The following is a 16,239-nucleotide window of genomic DNA, read 5'->3' as shown; positions in this document are numbered from 1 at the left end:
AATTTTGATCAATTAAAAGGATCGAATATTTTAATGTTAAACATATTATAATGCTTGGTATTTCTAGTAACTAATATCATATTATGTTGTTTTGCTTGTGCTGCTATTAAAGTATCGATTGGATTAGTACCGTCTATACTTATTAATTCTTCACATATTTCTCTGTCAATATCAAGAATTCTTTTATCATAATCTATTATTATTCCTTCTAACCATTTTTCTAATTTTAGACTTGCTACTTTATCTTTTTTTGCTAATTTTGATATACCTTTTCTTATTTCACCTATAGTTATACAGCTTATATGTAATTGACTAGTGTGAATACTTAAAAACCACTGTACTACCTTACTATCAGGATTCTTTTTATATAATTCCGATATAGCGTTAGTATCTATTAAATATTTCATAACTCGAAATCTCTTGCCTTTCCTTGCACTCTTTGGAGATCTAATTTATTAAAATCAGGAGCACTCAATAAATACTCGCTAAAACTAAGTTTTTGTTTAGTAAGTTGTTTATAGTCTTTTATACTAATAACTACAACTGCTTCTTCTCCCCTTTTTGTAATGCATTGAGGTGTACCTTGCATTGCTGTGTCGATAATATTACTCAGCTTATTTTTTGCCTCGTGTAATTGCCATTTATTCATATTTAAGCTCCAATATGTCTAGATTAGCTAGATTGTTATATAGATATTATAACATAGATTATTTGTTTATGTAAATAGGTTTATAGGGCTTATGTGATATCGTCATTGTGAAAGAGTAGGGCAACCCAAAAATTTTGGGTCACCAAATTGATGCTATGACAGGAAGTGAATAAAAATTATTACATAGCAGTAATGCGTTGCTCTTCTGATTCTAATAATTTTTCTAATTCTTTTCTGTTATATTTTTTCTCTTTGAGATTTACTGCATTATCAAAAATATGTTGTACCGCTTTTTCTTCTAACGCAGGTCCTTTAAGCTGCTCAACAGCTCTAGGGTTATTTTTATAAAAATCAAACAACATATTTTCTTGACCAGGAAAGCTACGTGCTTGCTGCATAATAATTCTGCGAAGATCATCAGGCTCTACTTGTAAATTTTTATCTTTTGCATATTCTGCAAGCATTAACCCAATTCTAACACGACGTAATGCTAATTTATCATAGTATTCTTTTACTTGTTCTGGTGATTTATCTTTGAATACAGAATCATCTTGCTCGCTTTTGTCAGTTTCAGACTTTAAGATATTTTTTTCTTGATCTAATAAAGATTCAGGCACGTCAAAATCTAACAATTTTTCTAGTTGATCAAATAAATTCATTTTCATAATAGTAGAAATAGCTTCTTCCGATTCATTTTCTATTTTTTTGGTAAAGTGAGTGCGTAGCTCTTCAAGGCTATTGCTTTGGAATTTTTTAGCAAACTCATCATCAATGACTGTAGGTTCTGCAGTATGAACAGCTTTAACCTGGACTACAAAACGAGCATCCTTACCAGCTAAATCTTTAGCATGATAATTTTCAGGGAAAGTTACATTAACTTCTACTTCACTACCAGCTTTAGAACCTATTAATTGCTTTTCAAAACCAGGAATAAGTGCATTGCTACCAATAACTACTTTAAAATCTGTAAGTTTGCCACCCTCAAAAGCTTCATCTTTAACATAACCAACTGCATCCATGGTAATTTGATCCCCATCTTTAGCTTTTGCTTTACTTTCTTTGGTATAACTTTTCATCATTTCCGCAAGCTTTTTGAGTTGTTCTTCAACATCATCAGGACTTACTTCTAATTTCGGACGATTTATAGATATTTTCTTTAAATCTGGAATATCAATTTTAGGCAATAATTCCATTTTTATTGTAAATTCTAAAGGCTTATTAGGTTCGTTTTGTAAATCATCAATCTTTGGTCTGCCGATAATATTTAAATTATGCTCCTTAATAACATGATTTACTGAATCATTAATTCTTTTTTCTATTATATCATTTCTGACAGAAGCACCATATTTTTTCTCAACAATTGCAATAGGTACTTTACCAGCTCTAAAACCTGCTATTTTGACCTTTTTTGTTAAGTCGACCAGCTCTTTTTGAATATCATTATCTATTTCACTTAAAGGAGTTGAAATTTTAATATGAAAATCTAGCCCTTCATTTTTTAATATGGTAGTTGCCATTTGTAATAATCCGTTATTTATAAATAATTCAGCATATTAGTTTGCTAATCAAAATAAACTATAGAGCCAAAATATGCAATAGTTTTTGTAAACCGAACATAAGTAGGTTAAGAAACTAGAATTACTAAACTATTACATCTCAATAATTTATAAAACTTGAATAAGTTTAAGATTTTACAATTTAAACTTGCATTTTTATCTGATATAATTCTAAAGATTTTTTTAATGATTTAATAAATATGCAAGAAAAAACCAAAGTCTTTAACGTGTTAAAAGCTCTATATAGTTCCCAAGATACTTTACCGAAGCTAATAGAGGATGAGCAGATTAAAGCCCTATCTTTAGATGAGTATTATATAAAATTACAGATATTACTTAGCGAAGATAATGACTCAGCTAAAGCAGCATTACATGATAAAGTTACCGGCGAAAAGAAACCGGTAGAAATAGAAGATATTTTTAAAGCTATAGATGTAGAAAATAGGATAAGAGAGCTACTTGAAAAGAATTATCGAGTTAGAGAAGAAATAATTAATGATATAATTAAGCCACTAATTGAGGAAGAAAATAAGCTGAATCTACTTTATAGAAATATATCTAATAAAAGTGAATCGGAAATAAAAAATATAGCCGAATCAATAAACAGAATACAAGCAGATGTCGGTAAAGTGCTGTTACTAGGTGGGGCAGGGCTACGTTAATGCACTACCTATCTTATAAATGGGGCAAAGATAATTTATGGAATGATAAATTTGATTATGTCTTTAGAATTAAGTTAAAGGAATTGTTAAATGAAAATTGGAGTAGAGAATACGAAGCTAAGGAGCTACGTCAAAACAAACTAGCCTGTTTCATTCATTATTGCTTGAATTTAGAAAATATAGAACCGCACGAAATAATCAATATAAGCAACAAAGATAGAGTATTATTATTGCTTGACGGTTACGATGAAGTAGCATTTTTATCCCAAGATAATCGTGATTACCGAGATATTATGGAGGCAGTATTTCAGTATAAAAACGTAATAATGAGCTCTAGACCTAATGCAATCACAGAAAATATTAACAATAAGTTTGAACGCAAGGTAGAAAATACAGGATGGGATAGCGAAGGGATAGAGAAATATGTAAGTAAAAGCTTTAAACATGATCAAGAGCTTAGGACGCAATTGAAAAGTTTTTTAGCCGTTAACAATCAAATAAAAGAAATATGCGAAGTACCGATCAATACGGCATTAATATGTTTAATGTGGAATGATCCAGAAGTAAGGGATAAGTTTCGGGTAGATGGTAATAAAGATTTTAATATAAGTCGTTTATACGGCGGGATAATAGACTGGCTTAATAATAGGTATCTAGCAAAAACCCAGCATAAATATAAGAGTAAAACAGAAGCTAATAATCATTTAAAAAACATAATGAGTTTTTAGAACAAATAGCTTATGAATCACTTAGCACAACAGGGAAGTTAGTAGAAAATAAACGAGTAGAAAACAACAAAGACACATTAGACATAGACGAAGTTATAGAACAAGGATTATTAAGAAGAGAGGGACAAAATTATCAATTTATTCACTTAACCTTTCAAGAATTTTTAGCCGCCCGTTATCTAAAAAATCAGTTATTAGATAATCATACTAAAAGCAAAATAGCAAGTTTTATAGGTGAGCATAGAAACGAACCAAAATATCTAATGACTTTAAAGTTTTTAGCCGGAATAGCAAATAATGATGATAGTAAAGAATTAATAGAAATATTTTGGGAAGCTGCAACTTGCAACGTTAACGGAATATTAGAGCTAGGGATTGAAAAGAAAATTGCATTACTAATGCATTTATTAGCTCAAAGCAAAATCAAGGACGAATTTAACAATAGAATACCATATTTAAAACAAATCCAAAATTTAATAGATGATATTGTATTAAAGGATATTACAATCTGGGAACAGCATATAATAGATAGCGGTTATTTATCCGAATCGATTGTTCAGGTGGTGAATGAGAAGTTACAAAGCAAAGAAGCTACATTTCAAGAATTAAAAACATCTGCAGAAATAATAGCGGCTCTATCAAATAGAACTGAGTGGGGTAACAAAACTAAAGTTTATGAAAGATTGATAAATTCTTTGGTAATTGAAAATATACAATTACAGGAATTAGTATTGCAGAAATTAGCAGAAATATTAGATGGGACTATAGATGAGACTGTAATACGAAAAAGCTTGAGCAAAATACTACCATTAAATACATGGGCATTAAATGAATATGTAAATATAATATTAGCTGAAATAATAATTATTGTCCCTGATCTAAGTGAGGAAATATTAAAAAACTGAATGATAATTATTTAGTTCTAGAGAGTTTAATTGAAATAATAAAATCAATACCTAAACTAGAACCACAAATAATCAAAATCTTTCAAAAATTGCTTAGAAATTACAATGAGGATTTTGTAACCGGTTTAAACTTAACCCGAATAGTAGAGGCGATACCTAGTTTAGTAGAGGAAGCAATAAGAACTTTCAAATTCTTAATCAATAATTCTAGTTTTAGTAAGTATGACAAATTTGAATATACCCATAGCTTAGAGTCAGGAAATTTATTTAATAGCCCTAATAACGGTATTATATATGATATTATAATGGTACCCAAAAACTGGACTACTAAAATGCTAGAATGAGATATAATTTTCAGATACAAAAGAGAAATTATATGTCCAAAAAAGCAAAACAATATAGTGCAGCAGAAAAAACAAAGATAGTTTTAGAAACAATAAAAGCTGAAATGACAATAGCTCAAATTAGTAGCAAATATGGAGTTCATCCGACACAAATACAAGCATGGAAGAAAAGAGGTATAGAAAATTTAATTAGTAGTTTTCAAATTAAGCCACAATCTAAGGATCCAGATCATCAGGATTTAATAAAACAATTGTATGAACAAATAGGCCAGTTAACTGTTGAACGTGACTGGTTGAAAAAAAAATCTACATTGTTTGGACTTGGCAATTAGAAAAAATATGGTAGATAAAGAGTGTAGTAATCTAAGTATCGCTAGGCAATGTACTCTACTGTTTATTAACAAATCTAGCTATTATTACAAGCCACAAGGCTTAACCCAAAAAGACTTAAAAATAATGCAAGTGATTGATGAAATATACACACAGCATCCTTACTTTGGAGCAAGAAGAATGTCTGAGCACCTTGTACCATTGGGCATCACAATTGGTCGCAAGGCAGTAAGTCGTTATTATAGAATAATGGCTATTGAAGCTATCTATCCTAAAATGAACTTAAGTAAGCGCAATCAAGCTCATAAAATATATCCATATCTTTTAAAAGGAGTTGAAATTATTAAAGTAAATCAGGTATGGAGTACAGATATCACTTATATTAGAATGGCACAAGGATTTGTATATTTGGTAGCAATTATTGATTGGTTTAGTCGTTATATTGTGAGCTGGAAGGTGTCTATTAGTTTAGAAAGTGACTTTTGTATTGATGCACTTGAAGAAGCAATAATAAAATATGGTCAGCCTGAAATCTTTAATACAGATCAAGGTTCTCAATTTACATCAAAAGATTTTACAGATAAACTAATTAAACGTGAAATCAAAATCAGTATGGATGGTAAAGGCAGAGCCCTAGATAATGTATTTATAGAAAGATTTTGGCGTTCATTAAAACAAGAAAAAATATATTTGATGGTTTTAAATACTGTCAAGGAGGCAAAAAATGCTATAACTGATTACATAAATTTTTATAATAGAAAAAGAATGCACCAGTCATTAGAATATCTCACTCCAGAACAGGTGTATTCTACAAAAATTATTGAGTAAAATTATAATACAATTTATATCTCATAAATCTTAATTTTTAGTCTAGACAAATTGGGCCACCTCAGTACACAAAACATTTGATATATTAAAAGAACTAATAAACGATCATAGAAATGAAATAAAATCTGCAGCTGCTTGGAGTTTAGCTGAATTAATAAATACGACACCTGATATAACACCAAAAATATTTGATATGCTAAAAAATTTATTAGAAAATTCTGAAATTCGAGTAAAATCTGCAGCCGCTTGGAGCTTAGTTGAATTAACGAACACAATACCAGATATAACGCCAAAGGTATTTGATACACTAAAAAAACTGTTAAATAATTATAATGATTATATCCAATTTACAGTTGTTGAAAGTTTAGCAAGATTAGTAAATACGACCCCAATTTTAGCACAAAAAGTATTTACAATATTAAGAAAGTTAATTACAAATCCTTACACTAATAAATATGTTAGGTCTAAAGCTGTTAGCAGTTTAGCTTCCATAGTACAAATAAAACCTAATTTGGCACAGAAAATATTTGATATATTATTGGAAGAAGTAGTTCATAAAAACAATGTTACACCTGAAGTTATAACAAGCTTAGGTTGGATAGTACAAGCAAATCCTAATTTAGCACAAGATGGATTAGAACTATTGAAGCTACTAATCCATAAAATTAGCGATTTCAACAATTATATTAATTTTACAATTTTAAGAAGTTTAGGTTGGATGGTGCAAGAAAATCCTAATATAGGACAAGAAGCATCTAAAATATTAATAAAACTAAGTAATAACCCTGATGTTGATGTTAAATCTGAAGCAATTTTAATTCTAATTGAGATTAAAAAAGTAAAACATACAAAAAAATTATTTACAGATTTAAGCGAAGTAATAAGTGATTCCAAAAATGATAGATATGTCAAACATATAGCTGCTCAGGGTTTAGCTAAAATATCAAACGAAATGTCGTTTATTAAAGTAGGCTATAGAAACTTTGCAGAATTACTTAAAATAACGATTTTAACTGAAAACCAAAAACTTTACAAAAATTCATATCCAGTATTTAAAACTACCCTACATAAAATAACTGACCATATCACTCAGGAATACGCAAAAAGAAAAAATCCTAAAGTGATAGAGTGGTTTAATGGATGTTTTAAGGAATTTCCGAATATAGCTGAAACACGAGTATTTTTAAAGGAAATATGTAAAACTATATTAAAGAGTGGGGTTATAAATCAGCTAGAAAGTCAGTTTATTTTAAACTGTGTAAAAAACTACCATTTTACTTTTACAGTAGCAGTTAATAAAGATCACAAAAAAATAGCAGGCAAGATAATCTTTGAAGATAGACGCTATGAAATATTTCAAAATGATAACTTAGAGGAGTTTGCTACCATGTTACTTGCCGCAACTGATGATCCGTTAGCAGAGCAGTATAAAACGCATAAGCCGTTATTTTTAAATAAAGGATTAGGACTTAAGATAGCGGCGAGTGATATTATGGACGTCAATAGTATAACAAACGAAGAAGCAAAACTTTCCACCGAAGCACCACTTTTATCTTATGTAAGAGATATTAAGGATAATGCCATAATATTATTAGAAAAAAGAAACGTTTTTGGAAACCATCTAATATATAAGTTTAATAATAATAATTTTGAGAAAGTAGCAGCTATTTATCCCGCTGAAATTGATGAAGAAACAATAAAACAAATATTTAAAGAAATAGAATCCAAAAAATTTATTCAGTGCTTTGTTAAGAGTGCTGAATATTTTAACTTCAATGAATGGCAGCTAGTAAATGAAGAGGGCAGAGACTTGTTTAAAGATATAATGGAAATAATCCAAAATGAGAAAGTAGAGTTAGAAACCTCTAATTTTAAATTGTTAGGTACTGAAGTAAATATCCGATTAAATGCACATGAGAATATATTAAAAGATGGCGGAATTATAAATAAAGCAGAAATTAATAGGGAAGTTGAAAGATTAAAAGAAGAGAATCCTAAATTATACAATTATTGTAATGCACTTTTTTGGAATACAAAAAATATTTTAAAAGCTTGCGGTATTGCAGAAACTGAGTTTTTTAAAAATAATATTAAAAAAACTATAGGAGAAAGAATAATATTGTTTGGAATAAAATTTTTCAATCCAGTAATTAAAGATTTACCTTTTGTTGGAGCTATAGCAGACTTTATAACTGATACAATAGAAGATATAATTTGTGTTTGGTTAGAAAAAAGACAAGATAGAAAGCTTAAGAATGAAATAATTAGTATAAATGATATTCTTCGCCATAAAATCGGAATGCAGGATGTAGAGGATTATTTTAAGAAAGTAGCTATCACTATAACCCACGCACGTAAAAACGAAATAATAAATCCTAAAGAAATATCTCAACCTAATTCCCTCGTTCAAAAGTTTCAAGCCTGTGTACAAGAAGCAGGAAATATGATTTATGATAAGACAAGAAATATTCTACTCCCTGAAATTATAGAGAGTTGCGATAAAGATAATAAAGCCGTGCAGTTAGCGTTAAAAGATTCTATTGCGTTTATTAACTATTTATATACAAACTATGATGATATATTAAATGACGATTTTGATTTATATGAACAATGTAAAAAGATTGTCAAAAACGGCACGCTAGATGCATTATTTACTCAAACTAACAAAAATTTTAACATTAACTAGCCTTGTTGCATCCAATGGTGTGCTATACTTTTCATAATATTTATTTTTCTAAATCTTCTTTAGACAATTTTGTAATTTTTATAACAGACTCTAAAGAAAACCCTTCTTTCATCATTTCCTTTGCCATCATAACTTTTTCTTCTTGCATTTTCTTTAGCATAATAGCTTTTTCTTCTTCTCTACCTTGTTGCATCCAATGATGAGCTATACTTTTCATAACGTTTTCTCTTTTTTTAGGATTTAATTTTGATTTAAGTAGTTTTTCTACTTCTATTATATCATCTTGTTTAATTCTGGTCAAAGTGTAGCATAAAATTAGTTCTATATGCTCAATACCAATATCTATTTTAGCAAATTTAGGCAAAAGATCAGCTACTTCTTCCCACCTTTTTAATAAATCACGTTCATGAATATGCTTCATAAAAAATTGCAAAATCCCAGACCATGCTTTTTCTTTCAATTTTTCGTCCGGAATATCATGTACATTGATTAATTGATAATCACCGCTCCATGTAGATTTTACAAGTTCACTATTCTCAAATAATTCCCATAGATTTCGTGGAGCATTATATTTTTGTACACCGTTATAAAATATTAATGGATATATGAAAGGAAATTTTTTGCTTTTTGTTGATTTTTTATGATATTCGGCAATTTTAAACATATACCGAAATAACCTCAAAGCCATATTATGATTAGGCGAGCTTTGATGCTCTAAGAGCAGATATAAGTAACCTTTTCTATCTCCAAACTTAGCAGAAAATCAATCACTTTCATCTGAGAGATGAAAGTTTGTCTATAGCGACTAGAAGTCGAGAATCAAGCTAAAGCTTATTCCAGTCTTATATTAGTAGTCATTGCTGGTTCATGAGCATCAGTATGTCTATTAATATATTCATTAATCATGTCATCAGTCACATTGCCACTAGTCGAACTAAAGTATCCTCTTGCCCATAAATGTCTACCCCAATACTTTTTTCTTAATATTGGAAATTCTTCTTGTATCTTTTTTGACGATCTTCCTTTAGCTTTTTGCACAAATTCACTTACTTTAATATGAGGTGGTATATTGGCAAATATATGTATATGATCGCTTGATATTACTCCATTTTCTATTTTAATATTGAGCTCTTCTGCAACTACTGCAATAATTTCTCTCACTCGCTTTTTGATATCATAGGTTAACACCTTGTATCGATATTTTGTAATCCACACTATATGATAGCGATGATAGTAAACTGTGTGTGATTTGTTGCTGTATTGAGTCATGGTGCTTATGATGCTAACGCATCATGGCGCACATGGCAAGCTAAAGCTTTTCCATCTGGAAGATGGAGGTTTTAACCACCAAAGGGACTATAAAATATCTACTATAGATTTTTTGAGTCTTTTATCTACAAAACTGTCTTTTTCCATTTTTAGGTTTTCAAGAGAAATTAGATTCTGTATATAAGGGGGTAAATGCATCTAAAAAAACTCTTTAGAAACTAAAGGGTTTTCAAACGCACTTCTTATAATTTCGTCGTGTTTAGGCTTTTTAGACACTTATAATTGCTGACTATTAATATATAGTGAATTAACTTGGACTCGGGATAGTTAATTTAAAAGTGAGACTGCGGAACGTATACTTAATACGTGAGCACAGGCGAAACTTGCAAAATTGACTGTCCCCAGTTCAAGTTAAAAAACTATAAACGCACTATATACATTTTCTACTAACAATACAACAATAATATTGCCTTTTTAATTAAAAGTTATATTAAATATCTAATAGGCTTTGTAGTTGGTCTTTGACTTTTGGTAGTTTGGCAAGATCACTTCCACCAGCTTGGGCAATGGAAGGCTGCCCGCCGCCACCGCTACCACCTAAGAATAACGAAAGTTCTTTTGCAATGAACCCTGCATTAAATCTATCTGTTATAGCCTTACTTATTGCAACAGTAATAGATAGTTTAGAGCTATTATTTCCAACATATACCACTACTAAATCTTCTGCTTTTTTAGCTAAATTCTCAGCAGCTTGACGTAAAATTTTATTGTCTAAATTTTCTACATGACGATAAATTAACTTAATTTCCTTGATCTTTTCGGCTTGTTTTTCAATCTGCTCGACGCTTAAATCTAAACTAGCTAAATAAGTTTTTTCTAACTCCTTTTCAAGCTCTTTATTACGTTCTAAAATATTGTTAACTTTACTGACAAGCTCATTTTTGTTAGTCTTTAGGCTATTTTCTATATTTTTAAGTAACCCCTCTTTTTCTCTAATTAGCTTAATTACAAATTCACCGCAAACTGCTTCGATTCTACGAATACCTGCTGCAATAGCTGATTCGCTGGTAATTTTAAAGCAACCAATATCACCGGTATGTCTAACATGCGTACCGCCACATAGCTCGAGCGAAGTTTCGCCCATCTTAACTACTCTAACTTCAGAATCGTATTTCTCGCCAAATAATGCCATAGCTCCTTGTTTTACAGCATCTTCGGTAGACATAAGCGTAGTATCTACTTCATGATTACCTCTAATAATCTCATTTACCTTATCTTCAATTAAAATAATTTCTTCAGGAGTTAAAGCTTTAGGGTGGCTAATATCAAATCTCAAATAAGAAGTAGCAACGAGTGATCCTTTTTGCGTAACATGCTTGCCAAGTACCTGATGCAACACCGCATGAAGTAGATGCGTTGTCGAGTGGTGAATTCTTAAATTCTGTCTATATTTAACATCAATACTAAAATTAGCATTTTCATTCGTAGTAACCTTACCTTTTTTCAATATACATTTATGAACTATGATAGAACCTAGATATTTTAGAGTATCGACTACTTCTATTTCACAATTTTGGGTTTTAATTACTCCGATATCGCCCATCTGCCCACCTGACTCACCATAAAAAGGCGTTTGGTTGGCTATTAAGAGAAATTGCGTATCTATTTCGCTAATATCGTTTACTAAAGCATTATCTTTAATTAAAGCAACTATTTTTCCATCAGCTTCGTTAAGATTATAGCCTAAAAACTCTGTACTGCCATATTTTGCTTTAATATCAAACCATAGCTGATCGGTTTTAGATTCACCTGATCCAAGCCAAGATTTTCTAGCACGCTCTTTTTGCTCAAGCATTTGCTGCTCGAATCCTTGATGATCAACAGCAATATTACGATTTTTTAAAATATCTTCGGTTAAATCAAGAGGAAATCCATATGTGTCATATAACTTAAACGCTACTTCACCTGATAATCTACCACCTGCATTGAGGTTTTCCGTTTCTTCGGAAAGTAATTTTAAACCCCGCTCTAAAGTAGTTTTAAATCTAATTTCTTCCTGCTCCAATATACTGCTTATAAAGCTTTCTGCTCGTTTAAGCTCAGGGTATGTATTACCCATTAAATCAACAAGTTTCGGCAGTAACTTATACATTAGCGGCTCTTTTGACCCGAGTATATGAGCATGACGCATAGCTCTTCTCATAATGCGGCGTAGCACGTAACCACGTCCCTCATTTGACGGCACTACCCCATCAGCTATCAAAAAGCTACAAGCTCTTAAGTGATCAGCAATAACACGGTATGAGAATTTTGCTTCTGCCTCTACTTTCACCTTTAATATATTCTCTGTGAAACTAATTATTTCTTGGAATAAATCTATATCATAATTATTATTAACATGCTGTAGCACTGCTGTCATACGCTCAAGACCCATTCCAGTATCAATCGACTTCTTCGGCAAATCTATTCTGGTATCTTTATCAATCTGTTCATATTGCATAAATACCATATTCCAAATTTCGATAAAGCGGTCACCATCTTCATCTTTAGTGCCAGGTAAACCACCATATATTTGCTCACCATGATCATAAAATATTTCTGAGCACGGACCGCATGGACCTAGATCACCCATTGACCAAAAATTATCATTTGTTTTAATTCTAATTATGCGGTCATCCGAAAACCCTGCTATTTTCTTCCAGTAAGAAGCTGCTTCGTCATCAGTGTGATAAACTGTTGCATAAAGCTTATCCTTAGGCAATTCAAACTCTTTAGTTAATAAATTCCAAGCATAATATATAGCCTGCTCTTTAAAATAATCACCGAAAGAAAAATTACCGAGCATCTCAAAAAACGTATGATGCCTTGCGGTATAGCCAACATTTTCAAGGTCATTATGTTTTCCGCCTGCCCGTAGCGATTTTTGACTGGTTACTGCTTTGTCGTACGGTCTTTTTTCTTGCCCAGTAAAGACATTTTTAAACTGTACCATACCAGAATTAACAAACATAAGGCTCGGATCGTTATGAGGAATGAGCGGACTGCTACTTACATGCGTATGATTATTTGCTTTAAAGTAAGATATGAATTTACTTCTAATTTCTTCGGTGGTAAATTTAGACATATATATTATGATAAGTATAAAAATTAATTATATATAATGAATTATAATCAAAATAAACTTAATTTATAAAAAATATTCATGAAAAATATTTTTGACTTATTTAAACTGAAAAAAAATATTGTAGTTTTATTAGGCAATAAAGGCATTTTTCTTAGTGCTTTTCTTGGCGATAAAATATTAGATAAATTATTTATTCCTTATAAGGAAGAAGAGCAAATTGATTTAAGCTTATATAAGAATTTTTTTAATAAATTTTCCAAAAGCGATATTTACTTTTTACTTGATAACACTGAATGCAAGATGCGTCATGATCAGTTGCCAGTATTGCAATCTATAGTCAAGATAGATCCTATTGAACAATTTATTGCAGGGTATTTTGAAAAAGAAGATATTATAGCTCATTGTGTTTATGAGGTTACTTCTCAACCAAGCGAGATTTGGTCGCTTTTAATTATGTCATCTCCTTTAAGCGATATAGTTTCATGCGTAATAGAAAATAGATTGTTTAATTTTAAAGGAATGTATTTTTTAACGCTAGAACTACAAGTTATTATCAATAAAATAGTTCAAAATGTAGAAAATAATAAATTTGCAAATTATTTTCAAATTTGTGCTTTTGCAACACAAGCTAGCGGTATAAAGTTCATTATCAAACATAAAAATAATATAATCACCATTAGAAATTTTGAATATCCATTTGATAAGACAGCTAGCTATGTTCAAGGTATTATAGAACAGGAAATTAATGACTGCTTTATATTATTTAAAAACTATATCAATAATCTCAATAAAGAAGTTTGCATTATTCTTATAGTAGATGAAGAATTAAAATCTTTATTAGAGCCTATAAGCTTTGAAGATTATCGTGTAATCCTTGTTCCAGTTGATAACATATTAAACGAACCAAATTTAGAGAATACTCGACTTATAGATACAAATATCAGTAAATTACTTATCAAACATAAAAACTTTCCTGCTTCTAATAGTTATCTAAAATCAATAAAAAAGCTAACTATTATAAGAAGCTTAACATTTAAATTATCTGCTGCATTACTTGCAATACTAATAATTACTGCTGGTGTTATGAAATATCGTACAGATATAAATTATAAAGACACTAACTTTATTAATGAAAAATATTATGCCACAAATCAAGAATATGATAATATAAAATATAAATATCCATATATTAAAAATACTACTAGCCTTGCTGACTTATACGTAATAGACAAATTACTGGAAGCACCAGTACCATTACCATTTGAACTACTTGAAAAACTTATTATTACCCTTAATCCATCTTTTAAAGTAAAAGAAATAAAATGGGAATTAACAAATATAGATAATATTTTACTGGTTTCAAAAAGACACTTATTAATTAAACTATTGCTTAATTATAATACTCAAGGTATCTCGGTAGATGAGTCAATCAAAATGCTTAATGATCATATGACAAGCGTAAAAAATAAATTACCTCATTTGTATATAGATTACGTTATATATAAGGATAAAATAATTGATATATCAAATAGAGTAGAAATCCCTTTATTTGTTAGTATCATTGACGAAAAAACTTAAATTATTTAAGGTAAAGAGATGTTTCAAAAATATATTGTGTATTTAAAGAATCTTATATTCTTTCAATTTATTATATATTTTTTCTTTATTTCATTAACTGTTTGGGTAATAAAAAGTTTACAGCAAGAATATGCACAATCAATTCTTGATAAACAATTAGCTCAAGAAAGTTTAACTGAAGAAGTATTAAAGCTTTATTCCGTGCAAAATTCTAAAGAAGAAATTTTAGAATCCTATAAGAAATATGTCGATTTAAGTTTACCAAATAAAGTAACCTGCTTAAATTATCAAGAATTAATTCCTAAAATAAAAGGTTTGAGCAATAAATATAATCTACTAGAACCTATAGATATATCAATAAACTCAGTCTTTTTTAAAAATAATATTCCGGCAAACGAAAATGAAAATATTCGTGTAAATAATTATAGTATAAATATAAAATATGCAGCTGTGGATTTTATAACTTTCCTAAAAATATTTCATGAAATCTATTCTTATATGCCGCCTAACACGCTTATATCATTTGTAAGAGTACGAAATGAAGAAGTATTAACACCTAAAAATATTTACAAACTTTCAGTAGCTCACCCTCCTAACCTTATTTATGCCAAATTAATATTATATATACGAGAATTATCTTCAACATGAATAATATAGATACTACTTTATTTAAAAAAGACATTATTAATAATTTTATTAATAACCTTACCGAAATTACCTGCTCAACTCTTGCAAATATGCTTGCTATAGATTATGCGGTAAGACTTAATTCAAAACCTGAAGCTAAAAAATATATAAATGTATGTATTTCAAGGCTTAAAAATCACTTAAGGCTACGTGTTATTAATGATGATAGTTTTTCTCTAGCTCTAAAATTATTTGTAATTCTGATTACTCCAGAAGATGAGAATAATCAAAATATTTCTGAACAATCACAGGATATCGTAGCAGAAAATCTAGTAGAAATGTATTTTGGAGCTGAAAAAATAAGTAGCGAAGAAAAATTAAAAATAAAAAACGTGTTTAAAGTTCTTTTAAAAGAAAAGAATTTCGACGAAATAATTAATTATGCACAATCGCACGTAAAATTATTCCGTACGTCTTTAAGATATGGCATAAATAAGTATAAGACTCCCAACGAAATAAGTGTTTATATACAACAAGAATTTAGTAAAGTATTAGAAATATCTTCAGAACTTACAAGAAGAAGTAATCTATTTAAACAAACTACCGGGAAAATTGCCGGTGCTGCTTGTGCCCTTTTAGTCGGAGCGATTAGCGTTGCAACAGCAGGAGCAGCTTTTTCTATTGTAGTTTTGCCTGTTTCAATTTTTGCCGTGAAATATGCCCCTAAAATTGGTGAAAAAATTGGAGAACTAATTTTAAATAACGATAAAGCGATAAAACTGGAGCAGAATAATATTAATCAGATTATAGCGAAAATATCCAATAATAATGAAAATTTATTATCTCAAGAAAAAAGACAAAATATTCAAAAAAGCATAATAACAACACCAACTAAATTAAACGTCAAATTAGATAAGAAACTAGGACATGAAAAACATAGATAAAATAAAATA

The 16,239-nt window shown here is 29.7% G+C and carries 17 protein-coding genes; 10 read left to right on the top strand and 7 right to left on the bottom strand.

Going from position 1 to position 16,239, the window contains the following annotated elements:
* Nucleotides 1-8: 8 nt before the first annotated feature.
* The 3 genes from AAGD54_RS09115 to tig form a co-directional block, all read right to left on the bottom strand.
* Nucleotides 9-407 carry a type II toxin-antitoxin system VapC family toxin gene (locus AAGD54_RS09115; RefSeq protein ID WP_341794658.1) on the bottom strand — a complete coding sequence of 133 codons (399 nt, stop codon included), beginning with the start codon at nucleotides 405-407 and terminating at the stop codon, nucleotides 9-11.
* Nucleotides 404-649, bottom strand: a complete 246-nt coding sequence (locus tag AAGD54_RS09110; RefSeq protein ID WP_341788538.1) for a type II toxin-antitoxin system Phd/YefM family antitoxin — start codon at nucleotides 647-649, stop codon at nucleotides 404-406. The genes AAGD54_RS09115 and AAGD54_RS09110 overlap by 4 nt, the downstream gene beginning before the upstream one ends.
* 179 nt (nucleotides 650-828) lie before the next feature.
* Nucleotides 829-2,166, bottom strand: coding sequence for a trigger factor (gene tig / locus AAGD54_RS09105; protein ID WP_011478013.1), 1,338 nt, complete (start codon nucleotides 2,164-2,166; stop codon nucleotides 829-831).
* Nucleotides 2,167-2,405: 239 nt separating this feature from the next.
* Between tig and AAGD54_RS09100 the strand changes: the two genes are divergently transcribed.
* The 7 genes from AAGD54_RS09100 (at nucleotide 2,406) to AAGD54_RS09070 (ending at nucleotide 8,688) form a co-directional block, all read left to right on the top strand.
* Nucleotides 2,406-2,867, top strand: a complete 462-nt coding sequence (locus tag AAGD54_RS09100; protein WP_341794657.1) for a hypothetical protein — start codon at nucleotides 2,406-2,408, stop codon at nucleotides 2,865-2,867.
* On the top strand, nucleotides 2,867-3,595 hold the full coding sequence (locus tag AAGD54_RS09095) for an NACHT domain-containing protein (RefSeq protein WP_341794656.1): 729 nt from the start codon (nucleotides 2,867-2,869) through the stop codon (nucleotides 3,593-3,595). Before AAGD54_RS09100 ends, AAGD54_RS09095 begins: the two co-directional genes overlap by 1 nt.
* A gap of 263 nt (nucleotides 3,596-3,858) precedes the next feature.
* Nucleotides 3,859-4,500, top strand: coding sequence for a hypothetical protein (locus AAGD54_RS09090; RefSeq protein WP_341794655.1), 642 nt, complete (start codon nucleotides 3,859-3,861; stop codon nucleotides 4,498-4,500).
* An 89-nt stretch (nucleotides 4,501-4,589) separates the two neighbouring features.
* Nucleotides 4,590-4,844: a hypothetical protein gene (locus tag AAGD54_RS09085; protein ID WP_341794654.1), complete on the top strand. Its 255-nt coding sequence runs from the start codon at nucleotides 4,590-4,592 to the stop codon at nucleotides 4,842-4,844.
* 32 nt (nucleotides 4,845-4,876) lie between these two features.
* The gene (locus AAGD54_RS09080) at nucleotides 4,877-5,176 is read left to right on the top strand and encodes a transposase (RefSeq protein WP_341794552.1); all 300 of its coding nucleotides are present in this window, start codon (nucleotides 4,877-4,879) and stop codon (nucleotides 5,174-5,176) included.
* A gap of 7 nt (nucleotides 5,177-5,183) precedes the next feature.
* On the top strand, nucleotides 5,184-6,002 hold the full coding sequence (locus AAGD54_RS09075) for an IS3 family transposase (protein WP_341794310.1): 819 nt from the start codon (nucleotides 5,184-5,186) through the stop codon (nucleotides 6,000-6,002).
* 82 nt (nucleotides 6,003-6,084) lie between these two features.
* Nucleotides 6,085-8,688 carry a HEAT repeat domain-containing protein gene (locus AAGD54_RS09070; protein WP_341795216.1) on the top strand — a complete coding sequence of 868 codons (2,604 nt, stop codon included), beginning with the start codon at nucleotides 6,085-6,087 and terminating at the stop codon, nucleotides 8,686-8,688.
* A 40-nt stretch (nucleotides 8,689-8,728) separates the two neighbouring features.
* Here AAGD54_RS09070 and AAGD54_RS09065 read toward each other — a convergent pair whose 3' ends face one another.
* From AAGD54_RS09065 to alaS, 4 genes are all read right to left on the bottom strand, one after another.
* On the bottom strand, nucleotides 8,729-9,412 hold the full coding sequence (locus tag AAGD54_RS09065) for an Rpn family recombination-promoting nuclease/putative transposase (protein ID WP_341795215.1): 684 nt from the start codon (nucleotides 9,410-9,412) through the stop codon (nucleotides 8,729-8,731).
* A 107-nt stretch (nucleotides 9,413-9,519) separates the two neighbouring features.
* Complete coding sequence (gene tnpA / locus AAGD54_RS09060; protein WP_341794341.1) at nucleotides 9,520-9,957, bottom strand: IS200/IS605 family transposase; 438 nt, start codon at nucleotides 9,955-9,957, stop codon at nucleotides 9,520-9,522.
* An 87-nt stretch (nucleotides 9,958-10,044) separates the two neighbouring features.
* Entirely contained in the window at nucleotides 10,045-10,104 is a 60-nt protein-coding gene (locus tag AAGD54_RS09055; protein ID WP_341795214.1) for a hypothetical protein, read from the bottom strand.
* A 343-nt stretch (nucleotides 10,105-10,447) separates the two neighbouring features.
* On the bottom strand, nucleotides 10,448-13,081 hold the full coding sequence (gene alaS, locus AAGD54_RS09050; RefSeq protein WP_341794653.1) for an alanine--tRNA ligase: 2,634 nt from the start codon (nucleotides 13,079-13,081) through the stop codon (nucleotides 10,448-10,450).
* Nucleotides 13,082-13,159: 78 nt separating this feature from the next.
* On the opposite strand from alaS, the gene AAGD54_RS09045 reads away from it, so the two are divergent.
* Genes AAGD54_RS09045 through AAGD54_RS09035 form a run of 3 tightly spaced genes read left to right on the top strand, consistent with a single transcriptional unit; the run spans nucleotide 13,160 to nucleotide 16,230 of the window.
* Nucleotides 13,160-14,659 carry a hypothetical protein gene (locus AAGD54_RS09045; protein WP_341794652.1) on the top strand — a complete coding sequence of 500 codons (1,500 nt, stop codon included), beginning with the start codon at nucleotides 13,160-13,162 and terminating at the stop codon, nucleotides 14,657-14,659.
* 18 nt (nucleotides 14,660-14,677) lie between these two features.
* Entirely contained in the window at nucleotides 14,678-15,307 is a 630-nt protein-coding gene (locus AAGD54_RS09040; RefSeq protein ID WP_341788546.1) for a hypothetical protein, read from the top strand.
* Nucleotides 15,304-16,230, top strand: coding sequence for an RP853 family protein (locus tag AAGD54_RS09035; protein ID WP_410526049.1), 927 nt, complete (start codon nucleotides 15,304-15,306; stop codon nucleotides 16,228-16,230). Before AAGD54_RS09040 ends, AAGD54_RS09035 begins: the two co-directional genes overlap by 4 nt.
* Nucleotides 16,231-16,239 lie beyond the last annotated feature (9 nt).

This window comes from Rickettsia endosymbiont of Rhinocyllus conicus (genome assembly GCF_964026465.1).
Classification (GTDB): Bacteria; Pseudomonadota; Alphaproteobacteria; order Rickettsiales; family Rickettsiaceae; genus Rickettsia.
This window is presented reverse-complemented; position numbering and strand designations above follow the sequence as displayed.